Source organism: Amorphoplanes digitatis (assembly GCF_014205335.1).
GTDB lineage: Bacteria > Actinomycetota > Actinomycetes > Mycobacteriales > Micromonosporaceae > Actinoplanes > Actinoplanes digitatus.
Genome location: NZ_JACHNH010000001.1, coordinates 8301835 through 8317614 on the forward strand (window position 1 = coordinate 8301835; position 15780 = coordinate 8317614).

At 72.7% G+C, this 15780-nt stretch carries 14 protein-coding genes; 2 read left to right on the top strand and 12 right to left on the bottom strand.

Translation table 11 applies throughout. The annotated features are described in order from the left end of the window. Nucleotides 1-79: 79 nt before the first annotated feature. The 5 genes from BJ971_RS36770 to BJ971_RS36790 all read right to left on the bottom strand — a co-directional run bounded on the left by BJ971_RS36770 (nucleotide 80) and on the right by BJ971_RS36790 (nucleotide 6936). Entirely contained in the window at nucleotides 80-2266 is a 2187-nt protein-coding gene (locus BJ971_RS36770) for an MMPL family transporter (protein ID WP_184997907.1), read from the bottom strand. A gap of 72 nt (nucleotides 2267-2338) precedes the next feature. Further along, a complete protein-coding gene (locus BJ971_RS36775; RefSeq protein WP_184997908.1) occupies nucleotides 2339-2983 on the bottom strand; it encodes a response regulator in 645 nt (214 codons plus the stop codon). 42 nt (nucleotides 2984-3025) lie between these two features. After that, entirely contained in the window at nucleotides 3026-4333 is a 1308-nt protein-coding gene (locus BJ971_RS36780) for a sensor histidine kinase (protein WP_239087666.1), read from the bottom strand. Between the two features lie 135 nt (nucleotides 4334-4468). Next, nucleotides 4469-6211, bottom strand: coding sequence for an alpha/beta hydrolase (locus BJ971_RS36785; RefSeq protein WP_203709507.1), 1743 nt, complete (start codon nucleotides 6209-6211; stop codon nucleotides 4469-4471). A gap of 8 nt (nucleotides 6212-6219) precedes the next feature. Next, nucleotides 6220-6936: a CPBP family intramembrane glutamic endopeptidase gene (locus tag BJ971_RS36790; RefSeq protein WP_239087667.1), complete on the bottom strand. Its 717-nt coding sequence runs from the start codon at nucleotides 6934-6936 to the stop codon at nucleotides 6220-6222. 105 nt (nucleotides 6937-7041) lie between these two features. Between BJ971_RS36790 and BJ971_RS36795 the strand changes: the two genes are divergently transcribed. Further along, on the top strand, nucleotides 7042-7494 hold the full coding sequence (locus BJ971_RS36795; protein ID WP_184997910.1) for a helix-turn-helix domain-containing protein: 453 nt from the start codon (nucleotides 7042-7044) through the stop codon (nucleotides 7492-7494). After that, a complete protein-coding gene (locus BJ971_RS36800; RefSeq protein WP_184997911.1) occupies nucleotides 7487-7858 on the top strand; it encodes a DUF4180 domain-containing protein in 372 nt (123 codons plus the stop codon). Before BJ971_RS36795 ends, BJ971_RS36800 begins: the two co-directional genes overlap by 8 nt. Here BJ971_RS36800 and BJ971_RS36805 read toward each other — a convergent pair. The 7 genes from BJ971_RS36805 to BJ971_RS36835 are packed head-to-tail and all read right to left on the bottom strand — an operon-like array spanning nucleotide 7834 to nucleotide 15644. Further along, nucleotides 7834-10119 (bottom strand): hypothetical protein, encoded by a 2286-nt coding sequence (locus BJ971_RS36805; RefSeq protein ID WP_184997912.1) that lies wholly within the window; start codon nucleotides 10117-10119, stop codon nucleotides 7834-7836. The genes BJ971_RS36800 and BJ971_RS36805 overlap by 25 nt on opposite strands. Further along, the gene (locus tag BJ971_RS36810) at nucleotides 10116-11114 is read right to left on the bottom strand and encodes a glycosyltransferase family 2 protein (protein ID WP_203709509.1); all 999 of its coding nucleotides are present in this window, start codon (nucleotides 11112-11114) and stop codon (nucleotides 10116-10118) included. Before BJ971_RS36810 ends, BJ971_RS36805 begins: the two co-directional genes overlap by 4 nt. Nucleotides 11115-11122: 8 nt before the next feature. Further along, the gene (locus BJ971_RS36815) at nucleotides 11123-12307 is read right to left on the bottom strand and encodes an acyl-CoA reductase (RefSeq protein WP_184997913.1); all 1185 of its coding nucleotides are present in this window, start codon (nucleotides 12305-12307) and stop codon (nucleotides 11123-11125) included. Further along, a complete protein-coding gene (locus BJ971_RS36820) occupies nucleotides 12304-13344 on the bottom strand; it encodes a LuxE/PaaK family acyltransferase (protein WP_184997914.1) in 1041 nt (346 codons plus the stop codon). Before BJ971_RS36820 ends, BJ971_RS36815 begins: the two co-directional genes overlap by 4 nt. Further along, nucleotides 13341-14672, bottom strand: coding sequence for an AMP-binding protein (locus tag BJ971_RS36825; RefSeq protein WP_184997915.1), 1332 nt, complete (start codon nucleotides 14670-14672; stop codon nucleotides 13341-13343). The genes BJ971_RS36820 and BJ971_RS36825 overlap by 4 nt, the downstream gene beginning before the upstream one ends. Next, nucleotides 14669-15406 (bottom strand): SDR family NAD(P)-dependent oxidoreductase, encoded by a 738-nt coding sequence (locus BJ971_RS36830; protein ID WP_184997916.1) that lies wholly within the window; start codon nucleotides 15404-15406, stop codon nucleotides 14669-14671. The genes BJ971_RS36825 and BJ971_RS36830 overlap by 4 nt, the downstream gene beginning before the upstream one ends. Next, nucleotides 15399-15644, bottom strand: a complete 246-nt coding sequence (locus BJ971_RS36835; protein WP_239087668.1) for an acyl carrier protein — start codon at nucleotides 15642-15644, stop codon at nucleotides 15399-15401. Before BJ971_RS36835 ends, BJ971_RS36830 begins: the two co-directional genes overlap by 8 nt. Between the last annotated feature and the right edge of the window lie 136 nt (nucleotides 15645-15780).

A 15780-nucleotide genomic window follows, 5' to 3' on the forward strand; every position in this document is an offset into this window, starting at 1 on the left:
GTGCTGGAGGCAGGGCGGCCGGTTCGGCCGTGCTGAAAGAGGGGCGGCCGGTTCGGCCGCCCCTCTTGGTTCTCTCCGGTCAGGCCGTCGGGACCAGTTCCCGGTCCTGCGCCTCCGGCTCCACCGCCGGGGGTGGTTCGTGGGCGATTTCCGGGAGCCAGCCGAGCCAGCGGGGTAGCCACCAGTTCTTCTCGCCCAGCAGGGCCATCACCCCCGGCAGCAGCACGGCGCGGATGATTGTCGCGTCCAGCAGGACCGCCGCCGCCAGGCCTACGCCCAGTTCCTTGGTGGCGGTGAGCGGGAGGGTCGCGAAGAGCGCGAAGACCGCCACCATGACCACCGCGGCGCTGGTGATCACGCCCGCCGTGCCGCCGATGCCCTGTGAGACCGCCTGGCGGGTCGGCAGGCCCCGGTCGTGGCCCTCACGGATCCGGCTCAGCACGAAGACGTGGTAGTCCATCGAGAGTCCGAACAGGATGATGAAGAGGAACAGCGGCATCCAGTTGGTGATGCCGCCGCCGGACTTGAATTCCAGCAACGACTCGAAGTGGCCGTACTGGAAGATGAAGACCAGCATTCCGTAGGCCGCCGCGACCGACAGCAGGTTGAGCACCACGCCGGTGACCGCGACCACCACCGAGCGGAACGAGACCAGCAGGAGCAGGAACGCCAGCCCCAGGACGAAGCCGAACACCCACGGCAGGGACTCGTCCAGCCGCTTGTTGAAGTCCATGCTCCCGGCGGTGTCACCGGTGACGGCGACCGTCGCGCCCGGCACCTTGCCGAAGGCGTCCGTCGCCACGCCGCCGCGCAGCAGCTCAACGGCGCGTTCCGAGGTGCGGTCGCTGCCGTTGCCGGCCAGGCCGACCGAGACGACCGCGACCGTGCCCGCCGGGTTGACCCGCACGTCGATCGGCTCGCGGAGCTGGCCGGTCGCCGCCGCGGCCCGGCGGAAGTCCGCGAGCGCGGCGTCGAACCGCGCGCCGCGCACGGTCGGCGCCTTGACGACCACCTCGGCCGGTACGGTCTCGCTCGGGAAGGCCTCGTTGATCTTCACGTAGGTCTGCACGATCGACGAGTTCGGCGACACGTCCTCGATGCTCTCGCCCTTGGTCCGCATGTCGAGCATCGGCGCGGCGAGCACGCCCAGCACGCCGACGGCCAGCACCGTGGAGATCAGCGGCCGGGCCAGCACGACCCGCAGCACCGCACCCCAGACCCGGCCCTCGTTGCGCCGGCGGTACAGGCCCGGGATCTTGAGCGCGTCGACCCGGTCGCCCAGCGCCGAGAGCAGCGCGGGGAGCACGGTCAGCGAGCCGAGCACCGCGGTGGCCACCACCAGGATCGTGCCGACCGCGAAGCTGGTGAACGTGGCGTCCTGGGTGAAGAACATGCCGGACATGGCCACGATGACGGTCAGGCCGGAGATCCAGATCGACCGGCCGGACGTCTGCGCGGCGATGACCAGCGCCCGATGCGGATCGGCGCCGTTGCGGCGCTCGTCGCGCTCCCGGCGGATGTAGAACAGGCAGTAGTCGACGCCGACCGCGAGGCCGACAAGCAGCATCACGTGCATCGTCTCGTCGACGGTCGGCGCGAATCGGCTCGCCCCCGCGAGCAGGCCGAACGCGGCGACGACGGCGGTGACGGCGAGGCCGACCGGCAGCACGGCGGCGACGACCGCCCCGAACGCGACGAGCAGGATGCCGAGCGAGACCGGGATGGAGAGCATCGACAGCCGGGTCAGCCCCTCGTCGAGCGAGTCGCCGATGAGCTTGTCGCCGCTGGCGTCGCCCGCCTCCGCGACGAGCACGCCGGGGTGCCGCTGCTGCACCTCGGCAACGGCGTCGAGCAGGGGCAGGACCCGGTCCTTGGCGGTCTCCGGGTCGCCGCTCATGGTGAACGGCACGAGCGTCGACCCGCCGTCCGGCGAGACCAGCGGCTCGGCGACGGCGGCGACGCCCGCCCGGCCGGTCAGGGTCTTCGTGACGTCGGCGACGGCCTTGTCCCGGTCCGCGCCCTGGATCAGGACCATCTCGCCGGCCGGCCGGACCGGGAAGCCGGCCTGCTCGACGATCCTGTCGGCCCGGCCCGATTCCCCGTGCCCCTGGTCGGCCATCGTCGCCTCGTGAGAGCCGATCTGTCCACTCGCGATGGTGATGCCGACGACGAAGGCGATCCATCCGAGTATCGCGACGGTGCGATGCCGCGCACTCCACAGCGCGGCCCGTGCCGCGAATCCGGTGACATTCTCCGTTTGCTTCATGCCAACAGACGCTAGGGAGAAAGCCACCAGCTATCGATCCGGTGACCTGGCGCTTCGATGGTAGGGCTAACCCTACGACTGCAGGTAGGCCAGCACTGCCAGCACCCGGCGGTGCTGCTCGGTGTCGGGGGCGAGATCGAGCTTGGTGAAGATGTTGCGGACGTGCTTCTCCACCGCGCCCTCGGTCACCACGATCTTGCGGGCGATCGCCGTGTTGGAGCGGCCCTCCGCCATCAGGCCGAGGACCTCGCGCTCGCGTGGGGTGAGGTTGCGCAGCGGGTCGTCGCGGCGGCGCCGGACCAGCAGCTGGCCGACGACCTCGGGGTCGAGCACGGTGCCGCCGGCCGACACCCGGCGCAGCGCGTCCATGAACTCGGCGATCTCCGCGACCCGGTCCTTGAGCAGATAGCCGACCGCACCCAGGCGGTCGGCGAGCAGGTCGTCGGCGTACTCGACCTCGACGTACTGCGAGAGCACCAGCACCGGGCTGCCGGGCACCTTGCCCCGGGCCTCGACGGCGGCGCGCAGCCCCTCGTCGGTGTGGGTCGGCGGCATCCGGACGTCCACGATGGACACGTCCGGCCGATAGGTGGTGATCGCCTCGACGAGCGACGGACCGTCGCCGACGGCCGCGACGACGGTGCAGTCGTTCTCTTCCACCAGCCGGATCAGACCCTCGCGCAAGAGCACGGCGTCGTCGGCTATCACCACCCGCATGCCGAGGAGCCTAACGGGCGCCGTGCGCCCGTCGGGCCCCCATCAGAACGGAATGGCCGCCGTAAGGGTGGTTCCGGCGCCGGCCGGGCTCTCCACGCTCATCACGCCGCCGGCCGCCTGTACCCGGTCGGACAGGCCCGCCAGCCCGTGGCCCTTGGCCAGGCTCGCGCCGCCGATGCCGTCGTCGGTGACGACGATCAGCAGGCCCGTCGTGGCCGGCTCGACGCTGACCCGGACCTCCGTGGCGTGGCTGTGCTTGGCGACGTTGGTGAGCGCCTCGGCCACCACGAAGTACGCGGTCGACTCGACGGCCGGGTCCAGGCGGGACAGGTGCGGGGCGTCCAGGTCGACCGGGACCGTGCACCGGCCGGCCAGCGCGGTCAGCGCCGCGGGCAGGCCACGGTCGACCAGGATCGGCGGCGCGATGCCGCGGGACAGTGCCCGCAGCTCGTCCAGGGTCTCCCGGGTCTGGCTGAGCGCCTCGGCGACGGTGGCCCGGGCCGCCTCCGGGTCGGTGGCGAACTGCTGCTCGGCGCGGCCCAGATCCATGGCGAGCCGGACGAGCCGCTGCTGCGGGCCGTCGTGGATGTCCCGCTCGAGGCGGCGCAGCGCGGTCGCCTCGGCGGACACGGCCGCGGTCTTCTGCGCCTGGGCGATGTCCCGCGCCGCCTGCGCCTCGGCGACCTGCTCACGCAGCTCGTTGACCCCGCAGAGCAGGCCACGGGCGAAGAGCGCCTCGAGCAGCGTCGCCCCGCGGATCACCGGGTACAGCGTGCCGGCGAAGAAGAAGCCGATCGCCATGTGGAAGATGACCCGGGTGGAGTACGCGTCGCCGAGGCCGAGCAACATCGGCAGGTCCTGGTCGTCGGGTCCGCGCGGGATCGACCAGTCCCAGAGCGGGAAGGTGAGGCCGGCGAGCGCGCCGACCCACCAGGTGATGGCGAAGCTGAACGCGATAGTGCTGGGTATGAACCGGAAGATGCCGTGCACCAGGTCGAGCCAGGACTGGCCGTCGCCGAGCGGGGTGAGGATCCGGCGCACCAGGCTCGCGCCGTCCGGTGCCCGCTTGTAGAGGACGGGCGGCGCCGGGCGGCCGAAGACCGCACCCAGGCGTACCCGCTCGAGGATGGCGAATCCGCGCGCCATCATGAACGTGGCCACCAGCACCGGCAGGCCGATCCAGATGATCAGCGTGCCGATGCCCAGGGAGAAGCCGGTCGTGAAGAGCACGATCGTGATCAGGCCGAGCGGAAAGCCGATCATGATGTACAGGGTGTCCAGCCCAAGCTGGCGGAGGAGGCGCTGGGCCACGCTGGGTGCCAGCTCTCCCGGGGCGGGTGCGGTAATCATGTCATTGACGTTAGGCATCGGCGGCCTCCCAACCGATCCCGCTGTCCGCCCATTCGACAGTAGGGTTAACCCGACCTCCGCTCAACCTGCTACCTCATGTAGCGAAGTTGCATGGGTTTTCCGCCGCGGGTGGGCTCAGTCACCGCCGCCTGCGGCGATGAGCGCGGTGAGGTCCGCGGTCCGCTGGGGCGTCCAGCCCTCCGGCGGGGCGATGTCCGCCCAGGCGGCGACCGGCTCAGCGCCGTAGCTGTGGCCGTGCCCGTCCGGCACACCGGTTGAGAACGCCATGTCCGCCGTGACCTGCCAGAACGTCACCATCGGGTACCAACGGATGTCGGGTGACACGTCGGCGCCGCGCGGCTCCGCCAGCCAGTCGGGGCGGCTCACCATCAGCCGCGGGCCCCACCACACGATCGGATCCGAGGGGTGCTGTAGGTACACGACCCGCGGTGACGCCCACGTCGGCGTGGGCCGGTCCAGGTCGGTGGCCGGGTCGCGGGCGAAGCGGATCGTGGCGCCGTTCTCGTAGGTCGGCAGGATCTCCGGCGTGCCCGGGTCGCGGTCGGCGACGAACTCGCGCCACAGCTCGTTGCGGTTCGGCGGGCCGACCAGCAGCATCCCGTCCACCCGGTTGCGGATGTCGTCGGCGCCGCTGAACGCCGATTCCGCGCCGAACGAGCCGAGGCTCTCGCCGAACAGCAGCAGCTTCGGCCGCTGGCTCAGCGGCAGCTTCGACCAGGCGCCGTACACCGCGTTGAACAGGTCCCGGCCGGCCTGCCGGGCGCGTTCCTTGTCGACCAGGAACGACAGCCAGCTGGGCAGGTAGGAGTACTGAAGTGCGACCATCGCCGTGTCGCCGTTGTACATGTACTCCAGCGGGTCGACGCCGCCCGAGTCGACCCAGCCCGTGCCGGTCGTGGTGATCACGAGGAGCACCTTGCGGTCGAACGCGCCGGTGCGCTGCAACTCCTCGACCGCGAGCGCGGCCCGCTCCCGCGAGGTTTCCGCGGAGTCCAGCCCGGCGTACACCCGGATCGGCTGCTCGACGCGGATGCCGCCGAAGGCGCGCAGCTGGTCCGTGGTCGGCCCGCCGGAGACGAAGTTGCGGCCCTGCTTGCCCAGCGAGGCCCAGGACACCAGCGAGCCGGGGCCGCCGGAGCGCAGCGGATCGGTGGGCTGGGCGGCGTCGGGCTCGGTCTCGGCGTTTATCGCCTTGAAGCTGTTGTCGGTGATGGCGAAGAACCCGTCGAGCACCACGCCGTTGAGCACGCCGAGCGCGAGCAGGACGACCGCGAGGCCGGTGATCACCCGGGCGGTCGACGCCGGGATGACCCGCCCGAGCAGCCGGCCGGTGACGCGGGCCAGGTGGCGCAGCGCCCGCATCAGGCCGACCAGCCCGACACCGAGGAGCAGGGCGAGCGGCAGGACGACCAGATAGCGCGGCCGCGCCGGCGCGTCGACGCCCATCAGCTCGTGGATGTCCCGCTGCCAGGCGGCGCCCAGGTACAGCATGACCAGCACGGCGACCGCGGAGACGGCGGCCAGGATCCGCCAGGCCAGCCGGCCTGGCCGGGGCATCGGCCGGTTGAGCAGCTTGCTGGTCAGCCACACCGCCAGCGCGCCGAATCCGTAGCCGATGGCCGCCGAGATGCCGCCGATCACGGCCTGGAGGCCGGGCCCGCGGGGCAGCAGCGACGGGGTCAGCGACAGGCAGAAGCAGGTCACCGCGCCGAGCACCCCGACGAAGCCGTAGTGCCAGCGGTGCAGCAGCCGCCACCACAGGCCGCGCCGCGGCTCCGGCGGCTGCTCCGGCTCCGGGGGTGCCTGTGTCCGCGAGGTCGTGGTCGTCATCTCCGGTACGTCCTCTCCATCGCTCACCACAGGTTTCATCCCGCCAGCCCGGCGGCGACCAGGACGCCGAGGCCGTTGACCGCCCAGTGCAGGCCGATCGGGGCCAGCAGGCTGCCGCTGCGCCGGCGCAGCTCGCAGAAGAGCAGCCCGGCCGCGCCGGTGAACAGCACGGCGCCGGTGACGGCCAGGACCTGCCCGGCCGGGCCCGAGCCGACCATCTTGGTGACGGCCGGGTTCACCTGGTTGAGGCGCAGCGACGGCAGCACGTGCCAGAACCCGAAGAACAGGGACGACACCAAGGTCGCCGTGGTGGTACCCCAGTCCCTGCGCAGCAGCCCCCACAGCACCCCGCGGAAGGCGACCTCCTCGAAGAGGATCGTGCCGAGCGGGATCACCACGAACGCGGTAAGCAGCGCCGTGCCCATGTCCGAGCGGTACCGCTCGTCGAGGAACGCGGTCCGGGTGGCCGGCAGCGCGGCGCCGATCAGGTAGACGACGGCGACCGCCGCGATGCAGACCAGCGCGTACGCGGCGCCGCGGCGCCAGGACCGGCGGCCGAGGCCGACGTCGTCCGCGTCGAGCCCGGCGGAGCGGGCCAGGAGCAGCAGGAGCAGGGCGCCGAGCGGCCCGGCGACGAGCATGCTCCCGGGCGGCCCGTAATGCCCGGTGATGGCGACCGCCATCATGAGCCCGACCGTCAGGACCAGGGCCCGCGACGATGGCGCCCAATGGATCCAAGGCTCGGCTGTCACGTGTCGATCATCACCGGGCGCAGGCACCGGCCACCTCACCCGTGGCGGATGGGCCGGGTAACATTCATACCGCATACTCCTCGGAAAGATGAAGGATAGGGAGCGATGAGGAGTGACCTGTACTCGATAGAGCAGGTGGCGGAGCTGCTGGGCCTGCACGTGCGGACGGTGCGCAACTACGTCCGCGACGGCCGGCTCAAGGCGGTCAAGATCGGCAAGCAGTACCGGATCACCCGGGCCGATCTCGCGGCCCTGACCGGCGAGCCGGCCACCGCGGAGCCCGGGCGGCGGCACGTCGAGGTGTCCAGCATCGTGCAGATCGACGGGATCGGCGCGGCGTCGGCGAGCCGCCTGAGCACCCTGCTGACCGCCGGCGCCCAGGCGCCCCGGGCCTCCGCCGAGCCGCTGCGGATCCAGACGATCCACGACGAGGGCCACTCCCGGATGAAGGTCGTGATCCTGGGCGGCCCCGCGGAGACCGCCGACATCGTGCGGCTGATCGGCGACCTGCTCGGCCCGGAGAACGGCCTGCTCGACAAGGAGGAAGACGATGAGTGACGAGGTACTCCAGCGCAACGGCGTGCCGGTGCTGGTCTGCGCCGCGGACGGTCCGGTGCTCGCACAGGTGCAGGACGCCCTCGACCTCATCGGCTCGGCGTTCACCCGCTCCGACGTGGTCGCCCTGCCGGCGTCGCGGCTGGGCGACGACTTCTTCGAGCTCCGCACCGGGCTGGCCGGCGAGGTCATGCAGAAGTTCGTGAACTACCAGATCCGGCTGGCGATCGTCGGCGACATCTCCGCGCGGGTCGAGGCCAGCGCGTCGCTGCGCGCCCTGGTGCTCGAGTCGAACCGGGGCCGGCACATCTGGTTCGTGCCGGACCTGCCCGCCCTCGACGCCTACCTCGGCCCGTCCAGCTCGTAGATCGTTACCGGGCCGCTGGTGTAGCGGGGTCGTGCCAGCGTGCTCAGCGCGGGCGCGACCGCGCCGGCCCGGGCGTCGGCGAAGAGCCACCGCACGCCGTACTCCCGGCGCAGCAGGTCAAGGTCGGCCGGGTCCGCGTCGGTGAACACCCGCTGGCTCAGGGCGTACTTCAGCGGGTCCGGCGGCGGCTGAAGCATGTACGTGTGTCCGCCGACGCCGTTGGCCGCGACCGCCGCGTCGGAGTAGCCCCAGCTCTCCACGAGCGTGCGGCGGCCGGCGAGCCCGGCGACCCAGAACGCCCGGGCGTCGCACGGCCGGATCTGCCGGATCGCCACGCAGTGCACGTTCGTCGCCACCACGTCGTCGTTGCCGGCGTACTCGTCCAGCCAGAGCGCGGCCCGCATCTCCTCCTGGGTGATCAGGCGGGACGTCATCGGCTGAGAGCGTTCAGTCCCGTGCGACAACGTCTCGATGTGCCGCGCCACCCCGGCCGCCAGGCTCGCGCCGAGCACCGCGGCGGTGCCGGCCGTCACCAGGACCCGCAGCCTGCGGCGCAGCGCCAGCACCAGGATCGCGCCCGCCAGCACCAGGCCGAGCGTCCGCAGCACCGGCACGGCGAGCACCCAGGCCCAGCCGCCAAGGGCGTCGCGCGCCGGCGCGGCCACCGCCGGGGCGACAAGCGCCCAGAGCGCACCCGCCACCAGCCCGCACAGCGGCACCCACCAGCGGCGGGTCCGCTCGGCGAGCATCCAGACCGTCAACAGCACGCCGAACGGCGCGGCGCAGAGGAAGAAGTAGAGCTGGCTGCCCGAGGGGTGCCAGAGCGTCCAGGCCGCGCCGGCCCCGGCGACCACCATCCCGCCCAGCAGCCAGGCCGCGGGCTCCGAGCGCCGCCGCAGGGACAGCACGCCGAGCAGCCGCGGCGACTGGGCGAGCAGCCACCAGCCGACCAGCCAGGCGATGAACCAGCCGCCGTCCATCCCGGCGCCCTGCACGCCGGGCGCGATCAGCCCGTCCGGCGCGACGCCATCGGCGGCGCCCAGCGTCCGGTCGTAGGGCAGCAGCCAGCGCAGCACGCTCAGCGGCTGCACGGCCAGCGCTCCCGCTCCCCCGCCGGCGAAGAGCCGGGCGCCGAGCAGCATCGCGGCGACCAGCGCGGCCAGCAGCCCGGCCGCCGCCCGCGGGAACCGCCGGCTCCGCCACCAGACCACCAGGCCGGCCAGGGCCAGGCCGGCGACCAGCGGCGGCAGCGCGCTGGACTTGGCGCCCGCGCAGGCGAGCGCCAGCGGGGGCGCGAGGAACCAGGCGGGGCCGAGGCTTCGCCCGCGCAGCAGGTCGATCGCGATCGCCACGAGCAGGCCGAGCAGCGGCATCGCGTACGTCTGCGACGGGCTGACGAACGAGAGCGAGCCGCCGCCGGCCGCCTCGATCGGCGCGCCGAAGCCGAGCGGGAGGCCCAGCAGGGCGACGCCGCCCGCGAGCGGCCCGGCCCACCACCGGCCGCTGACCTCGCGGCCGAGCGCGGCGAGGACGAGCACCGCGATCGCGCCGACCGGCACCATCCAGAGCCGCAGCAGGACGGTCGCCGGCGGAATGCCGGTGATCATGGATGCGGCGGCCATGTCGGCGTCGGACAGGTAGTGGTAGCGCAGGGCGTCGCCGGCGAGCTGCGGTACCTCGAACGGCATCGAGCGGGTCATCTCGTGCACCAGCGCGAGGTGGTACATGAGGTCCTGGTAGTAGAGCGTGTCGGCGGGCGGCAGCGGCGCGGTGGCCCAGGCGGCCGCGCCCCAGGCGACCACGCCGAGCAGGACACCGCACATCAGCCACGACCAGCGCAGCGGCAGCGGCGCGGGGTTTGCGGTCCGCCAGTGCCGGCGCAGCCCGGGTACGGCCACGAAGACCGCCGTCACCAGCAGCGGCCAGCAGATCAGCAGCGCCTGCAGCCCGGTGGCGGCGGCCAGCGCCCAGCCGGCGATCTGCACGAACAGGCCGGTCGCGGCGCCGTAGCCGAGGTCCTCGGGCAGGTTGCCGCGGCTGCCCCGGACCGCCCGGTGCACCAGCGTGCCGGGCAGCACCACGCCGGCGAGGAGGTAGAGGCCGTAGAGCGCGATGTCCCCGGCCGGCACGTCCGCCCGGTACAGCGCGCCCGCCAGCGCCGCGGCGACGAGCGCCCACGGCACGGCCGCGAGCAGCGGGCGCGGGGCACGGCGGTACCGGGCGGCCGGTGCGTCGGCCGCCCGGGTGAGCAGCAGCGTCACGGCAGCGCTGCTGCCCGCTGCTGCGGGATCTCGACGGACCTGACCTCGTCCGTCCCGGCCTCGCCGGCGGCCGAGTCGAATCCGATGTGGAACGTCGGCCGGTCCTGCACGGTCCGGTAGATCCGGGCCACGTACTCGCCGAGCAGGCCCAGGCAGATCAGCTGCACGGCGGAGAGCAGGAGCACGGCCAGGAACAGCGAGGTCCAGCCCGGGATGACAGTGCCGTTGGCCCAGACGACGACGCCGAAGACCATCAGCGCGAGGCAGGCGACGAAGGCGAGCCCGCCGAGCCAGGTGGCGATCCGCAGCGGGGCGGCGGAGAAGTTCGCGGTGCTGTCCCAGGCCAGGGCGACCATCCGGCGCAGCGGGTACTTGGTCTCGCCGGCCGCGCGGCGCTCCCGGGCGTAGGCGACCTCCGCCGAGGCGAACCCGAGCGACGGCACCAGCAGCCGGTACACGGGCGCCCGCTCGGGCAGCTTCTTGAGCACCTCGACGACGTCGCGGCTGAGCAGCCGGAAGTCGCCGGCCTGCGCGGGCACGTCGCCGCCGACCAGCCGGCGCATGAGCCGGTAGTACGCACCGGCCGTGTGCCGCTTGAACGCGCTGTCGGTGCTGCGGTCGGAGCGGACGCCGTAGACCACGTCGAGGCCCTGCTCGCGGGCCACCCGCAGCATCTCGGCGATGGCCTCCGGCGGATCCTGGAGGTCGGCGTCGATGCTGACCACCCAGTCGCCCCGGGCCCGTTGCAGGCCGGCGGTGAGCGCCGCCTGATGCCCGCTGTTGCGGCGCAGCCTGACCAGGCGCAGCTCGGGCCAGGTGCGGCCGTGCTCGAAGAGCAGGTTGGCGGTGCGGTCGGCGCTGCCGTCGTCGACGGCCACCACCTCGTAGTCGACCCCGAGGCCGTCGAGCACCGGCCGGAGCCGGGCGACGAGCGCGGGTATCACCGCCTCCTCGTCGTACATCGGCACGACCACCGACAGAACGGTGTTCTCCACGACAGCCCCTATGCGTCGAGCGTGGTCAGCCGCGTGAACTCCCGCGGAAGGTCGAAGCCGTCCCAGATCGCGCTGAAGGTGAGCGCGGATCCGAACGGCACTATCCGGTCGACGCCGCGGCCGCCCAGCGCGACGGCGAACGCCCTCAGCTCGGCCGGCGTGAAGCCGAAGTGGCTGAACGTCTGGTCCTGCCGGTTCATCGCGGGCACCAGGTCCTCAAGGGTGGCGACCGCCGCGAACGGGAACGCGCCGGCGCCGATCCAGCGGCGCGGCGCGGCCCCGGCGCCGGTCAGCGACAGCGCGGTCACCTCGTTGCGCGGGAAGGTCATCGACGTGACCGCGCCGGCGGCGGCCAGCCCGTACGCGTTGATCCGCTTCTCGACCGCCATGGCCGCGTCGACGCTCCAACCCCGCTGCGCGACGACCTCGCCGACCAGCGCGAGGAACTCCTCCGCGACGCCGTCCGGGTCGCCGCCGACCAGGAACACGGCGCGCGGCGAGGAGCAGGCGGCCTGGTCGAACCAGTACGAGTCGTTCGCGAAGCCGGCCGCCGCCGCACGCCTGGCGGCCGGGTCCGCCGCACGCCAGCCGGGCACGGACAGCGCGGCCCAGGACGTCCGGTCGGGGAAGGTCAGGTCCCGGGCCGACGGGCGCAGCGGGTGCCGGCGGATCGCCCGCACGGCCTCGTCGCCGCCCCAGATCACCCGCAGGTCGCACCAGGCGCTGAGCGCCGCGGTGGTCGCGTCGTCCCGGCCGTAGGTGACCATCCGCTGGGTGCGGCCGATCACCGGGTCGGCGTCCTCCAGGGTCGCGTTGAGCGTCTCCAGCACCGTCTCCGCCGCCCCGGCGGAGCGGGACGAGATGCGCACCACGTTGTGGTTTCCGGCCAGCGCGGACAGCGCCCACGAGTACACGAAGATGGTGTCCACATTGGCCGGTGGCAGGTGGAAGACGTTACCGCGCGGGAAGACCAGCGCGTCCGGCCGCTCCAGCCGGGCCGCGGCCCGGGTCAGCTCGGCCGGCCGCAGGAAGTAGCCGAGCGAGCCGAGCTCGGGGTGGCGCCGGGCGACGGCGGGCGCGAGCAGCCGGCGCGCGAAGCGGGACAGGAAGTCGACGACCCGCGGGTCGCCGACCGTCAGCCGGTCCGCCGAGGGCGCGGTGAGCTCGCCGGGGTCTCCGAACCGGAATCTCACGCCGCCTCCCGGTACGTGTCGGAGCAGCCCCGGGCCTCGGCGCGCGGCAGGCGGCCGAGTACGGAGAAGCGCTTGCCGGGCCAGTCGCCGTCGTCGACGCCGTGCACGACGCCGAGGTCCTCGGTGAGCAGCACGTGGCCGGGGTACGAGGTGGGCAGCGTGCTCACCACCTCGATCAGGCCGGGCTCACCGACCGGCTGCTCCCGCCAGGTCCGCGGGTCCCGGATGATCACGTCGGCGAAGTCCGGGCAGTAGAGCGAGCCGCCCGACGGCCCCTCCAGGAAGATCGTGCCGATCTGCTCGACCATGCCGTAGAAGTTGTGGCTGTGCACCAGGCCGGTGTCGCGGGCCAGCCGGCGGCGGAACTCCTCCGGGGAGACGGCCCGGTCGACAAGCTTCTTCCAGCCGCCCGAGTGGATCAGGATGCCGTTGCTCAGGTCGAGCCCGTTGTCGCGGGCGACCTCGTAGAGGTGCAGCCAGACCAGGTAGGTGAAGCCGAAGATGAGGAACGGCGCGTCGCCGTGCCGGTCCAGGAAGCCCCGCAGCGCCGCCAGGTCGGGAACGCCGTCCGCGTCGAGTGCCCAGACGTGGTCGCGGCCGAAGGTGGCCATGCCGAGCACCCCCGCGCCGCGGGCGCTGAACGAGCGCCGGTCGTTGAGCAGCGACCTGGTGTCGACGAGCACCATCGGCAGGCGCTTCGGGCCGAGCACCGCCTGCAGGGTCGCGCCGAGCTGGCGGGTCTGCGTCGCGGCCGCGGCCTTGTCCAGGTAGATGCGGCTGACGTCGCCGGTGGTGCCGCTCGACGTCAGTACCTTGAAGACCTCGTCGTCGGGGATGCTCTTGAGCTCGAGGTTCTTGAAGAGCCGCACCGGCAGCCACGGCAGGTCCGCGACCGCGTCGGCGCCGCGAAAGCCCGCGGCGGCGAGGATGCGGTCGTACGGCGCGCAGTGTGCCCGGTGGTGCTCGACCAGCTCGGAGAGCTCCTTGAGCAGCAGCGAATCCCGCTCCGGCTGCGAGCGGGTGAAGGAGGTACTCATACCAGCGCCTCCAGGGACCGGTAGTCGATCTTGCCGGTGGGCAGCAGCGGCAGGCTGGGTATCCCGCGCACGTCCAGGCCGGAGAAGTGGGTGTCCAGGAACTTCGCGAGCTCGCCGCGGACCGAGCGGGTCGCCTCGGCGTCGGCGCCCTCGATGAACACGTGCAGCCGGTCGTCGCCCGCGACCGCCGCGACCGCACCGTGCCCGGCCAGCGTGCGCTCGATGTCGTCGAGGTTGACCCGGACGCCGAAGACCTTGCCGATCCGCTTGAGCCGCCCGGTGAGGTACAGGAAGCCCTCGTCGTCGAGCCGGCCCAGGTCGCCGGTGCGCAGCACGCCGCGCAGGTCGTCGCCGCGGGCCAGGTCGGCGGCGCGCTCCGCGTACCCCATCATGACGTTGGGTCCGGTGTAGACGACCTCGCCGTCCGCGATCGAGAAGGAGCCGCCGGGTATCGCCCGGCCGGCGGAGCCGAGCTTGCCGGCGAGCCGGTCCGGCGGCAGCACGGCCATCCGCGCGGTCGCCTCGGTCTGGCCGTACATGACGAAGAGCCGGCCGCCGACGGCGGCCATCCGCGCCGCGAAGTCCTCCACCAGCTCGACGCGCAGCCGGCCGCCGGCCTGGGTGAGCGTGCGCAGCGCCGGGTATTTCGCCGGGTCGAAGCGCAGCCGGCGCAGCATCTCGTACTGGTAGGGCACGGCGGCCAGCGTCGTGATGCCGTAGGTGCCGGCGGCCGCCCAGAACTCGCGCTGCATGATGCCGCCGCGCTCGAGGACCACGGTCGCGCCGCGCAGCAGGTGGCTGTTGAGCACCGACAGGCCGTACGTGTAGAAGAGCGGCAGCGTGGTCGGCGCGACGTCGGCGGGGGTGATGCCGAGGCTCTCCCCGATCGCCTCCGCGTTGGCCAGCACCGCCGCCCGGGAGAGCCGGACCAGCTTCGGATTGCCGGTCGACCCGCTCGTGGCGAGCAGCAGCCCCAGGTCGGGGTGCGGTTCGACGGCGGCCGACCCGCGGACCCACCAGCCGTCCCGCACCGCGTAGCCGTCGGGCGGCGCGCCGGGCGCGCCGGTGACCAGCGCCGGCGCGAAGCGCTCGACGAGGGCGCGCAGGACGTCGCCGTCCAGGTCCGGATCGAGCACCGAGATCGGGCGGTGGGCGGCGAGCGCGCCGAGGTAGAGCGCGACCGAGTCGATGTCGGTCGGCGTCAGCGCGAAGACCACGCCGGGCGGCAGACCCGCGAACCGGGCGGCCGCCGCGAGGACCTGGTCGGGGTCGAGTACCCGGCCGGTCGCCGCGTCGATCACGCGGGCCTGTGGATGGAGCAGGTTCACAGCCTTAGTCCTCCGTCGACTCCCAGCACCTGGCCGGTGACGAACCGGGCCTGGTCGGAGAGCAGAAAGTCGATCACGTCGGCCACCTCGTCGGCCTCGCCGAGGCGGCCGAGGGCGGTGTTCGCGATGCGCTGCGCGCGGCCGCGATCGTCGAGCGTGTCGAGCATGTCGGTGGCGATGAAGCCGGGCGCGACGGCGTTGACCCGGATGCCGCGCGGCCCGAGCTCCTTGGCCGCGGACCGGGCCAGGCCGCAGATCGCGGCCTTCGACGCGGCGTAGATCGCCTGCCCGGCCGCGCCCTCGGTGCCGGTGATCGACGACACCAGCACGACCGCGGGTCCGCGCCCACGGCCGAGCAGCCGGACGGCGCCCTGGAGGGTGTACGCCGCACCGACCGCGTTGACCTCGAACAGCCGCCGCACGGTGGCGTCGTCGGTCATGCCGAGCACGCCGGCCGCGTGGATGCCGGCGTTGATCACCAGCGCGTCGAGGCGCCGGAAGTTCTCGAACGCGACCCGCATCAGCACCCGGCTGGTCTCCGGGTCCGCGATGTCGCCGTGCGCGGCGACCGCCCGCACGCCGTACTTGCCGGCGAGCTCGGCCGCGACGTCGGCGACGGCCTCGGCCCGGTGGCCGTGCACCACGAGATCGTTGCCCTGCTCGGCGAGCCGGCGGGCGACGGCAAGGCCGATACCGCGGGAGGCTCCCGTGACGAGAGCTACCCGTTCACTCATTGAAATCCACCCCGTATTTACCGAGAATTCGCATTGCCTCGCCGAAGCTGGACATATTGATCACATCATCCGTGTCGATCATTACCGAGAATTCATCTTCGATCGACGCGACCAACGACATGTGCGCCAGCGAGTCCCACTTCTCATTGTCCTGGTAGTGCAGGTCGTCCACGGGCGTACCCGGCGGCAGATCCAGCGACGTCCGGAACGCTTCACGCAGTCTCTGCAGCTCAATCACTGGTTTACTCCAAGGGGCGGATGGGCGAAGGAACCCACCTTCTCTCAGCCGTCGCAACGCCGCGACAAATCGAAGCTGAACTCGGCGTGAATTGCGTCTGGCATCTGGATCAGCACCTGGAAATGGCTTGCCGCGC

Excerpts from the sequence above, each read along its gene's own strand:
- BJ971_RS36770 (WP_184997907.1), bottom strand. The coding sequence starts at position 2,266 with ATGAAGCAAACGGAGAATGTCACCGGATTCGCGGCACGGGCCGCGCTG.
- BJ971_RS36775 (WP_184997908.1), bottom strand. The coding sequence starts at position 2,983 with ATGCGGGTGGTGATAGCCGACGACGCCGTGCTCTTGCGCGAGGGTCTG.
- BJ971_RS36780 (WP_239087666.1), bottom strand. The coding sequence starts at position 4,333 with ATGATTACCGCACCCGCCCCGGGAGAGCTGGCACCCAGCGTGGCCCAG.
- BJ971_RS36795 (WP_184997910.1), top strand. The coding sequence starts at position 7,042 with ATGAGGAGTGACCTGTACTCGATAGAGCAGGTGGCGGAGCTGCTGGGC.
- BJ971_RS36800 (WP_184997911.1), top strand. The coding sequence starts at position 7,487 with ATGAGTGACGAGGTACTCCAGCGCAACGGCGTGCCGGTGCTGGTCTGC.
- BJ971_RS36820 (WP_184997914.1), bottom strand. The coding sequence starts at position 13,344 with ATGAGTACCTCCTTCACCCGCTCGCAGCCGGAGCGGGATTCGCTGCTG.
- BJ971_RS36830 (WP_184997916.1), bottom strand. The coding sequence starts at position 15,406 with ATGAGTGAACGGGTAGCTCTCGTCACGGGAGCCTCCCGCGGTATCGGC.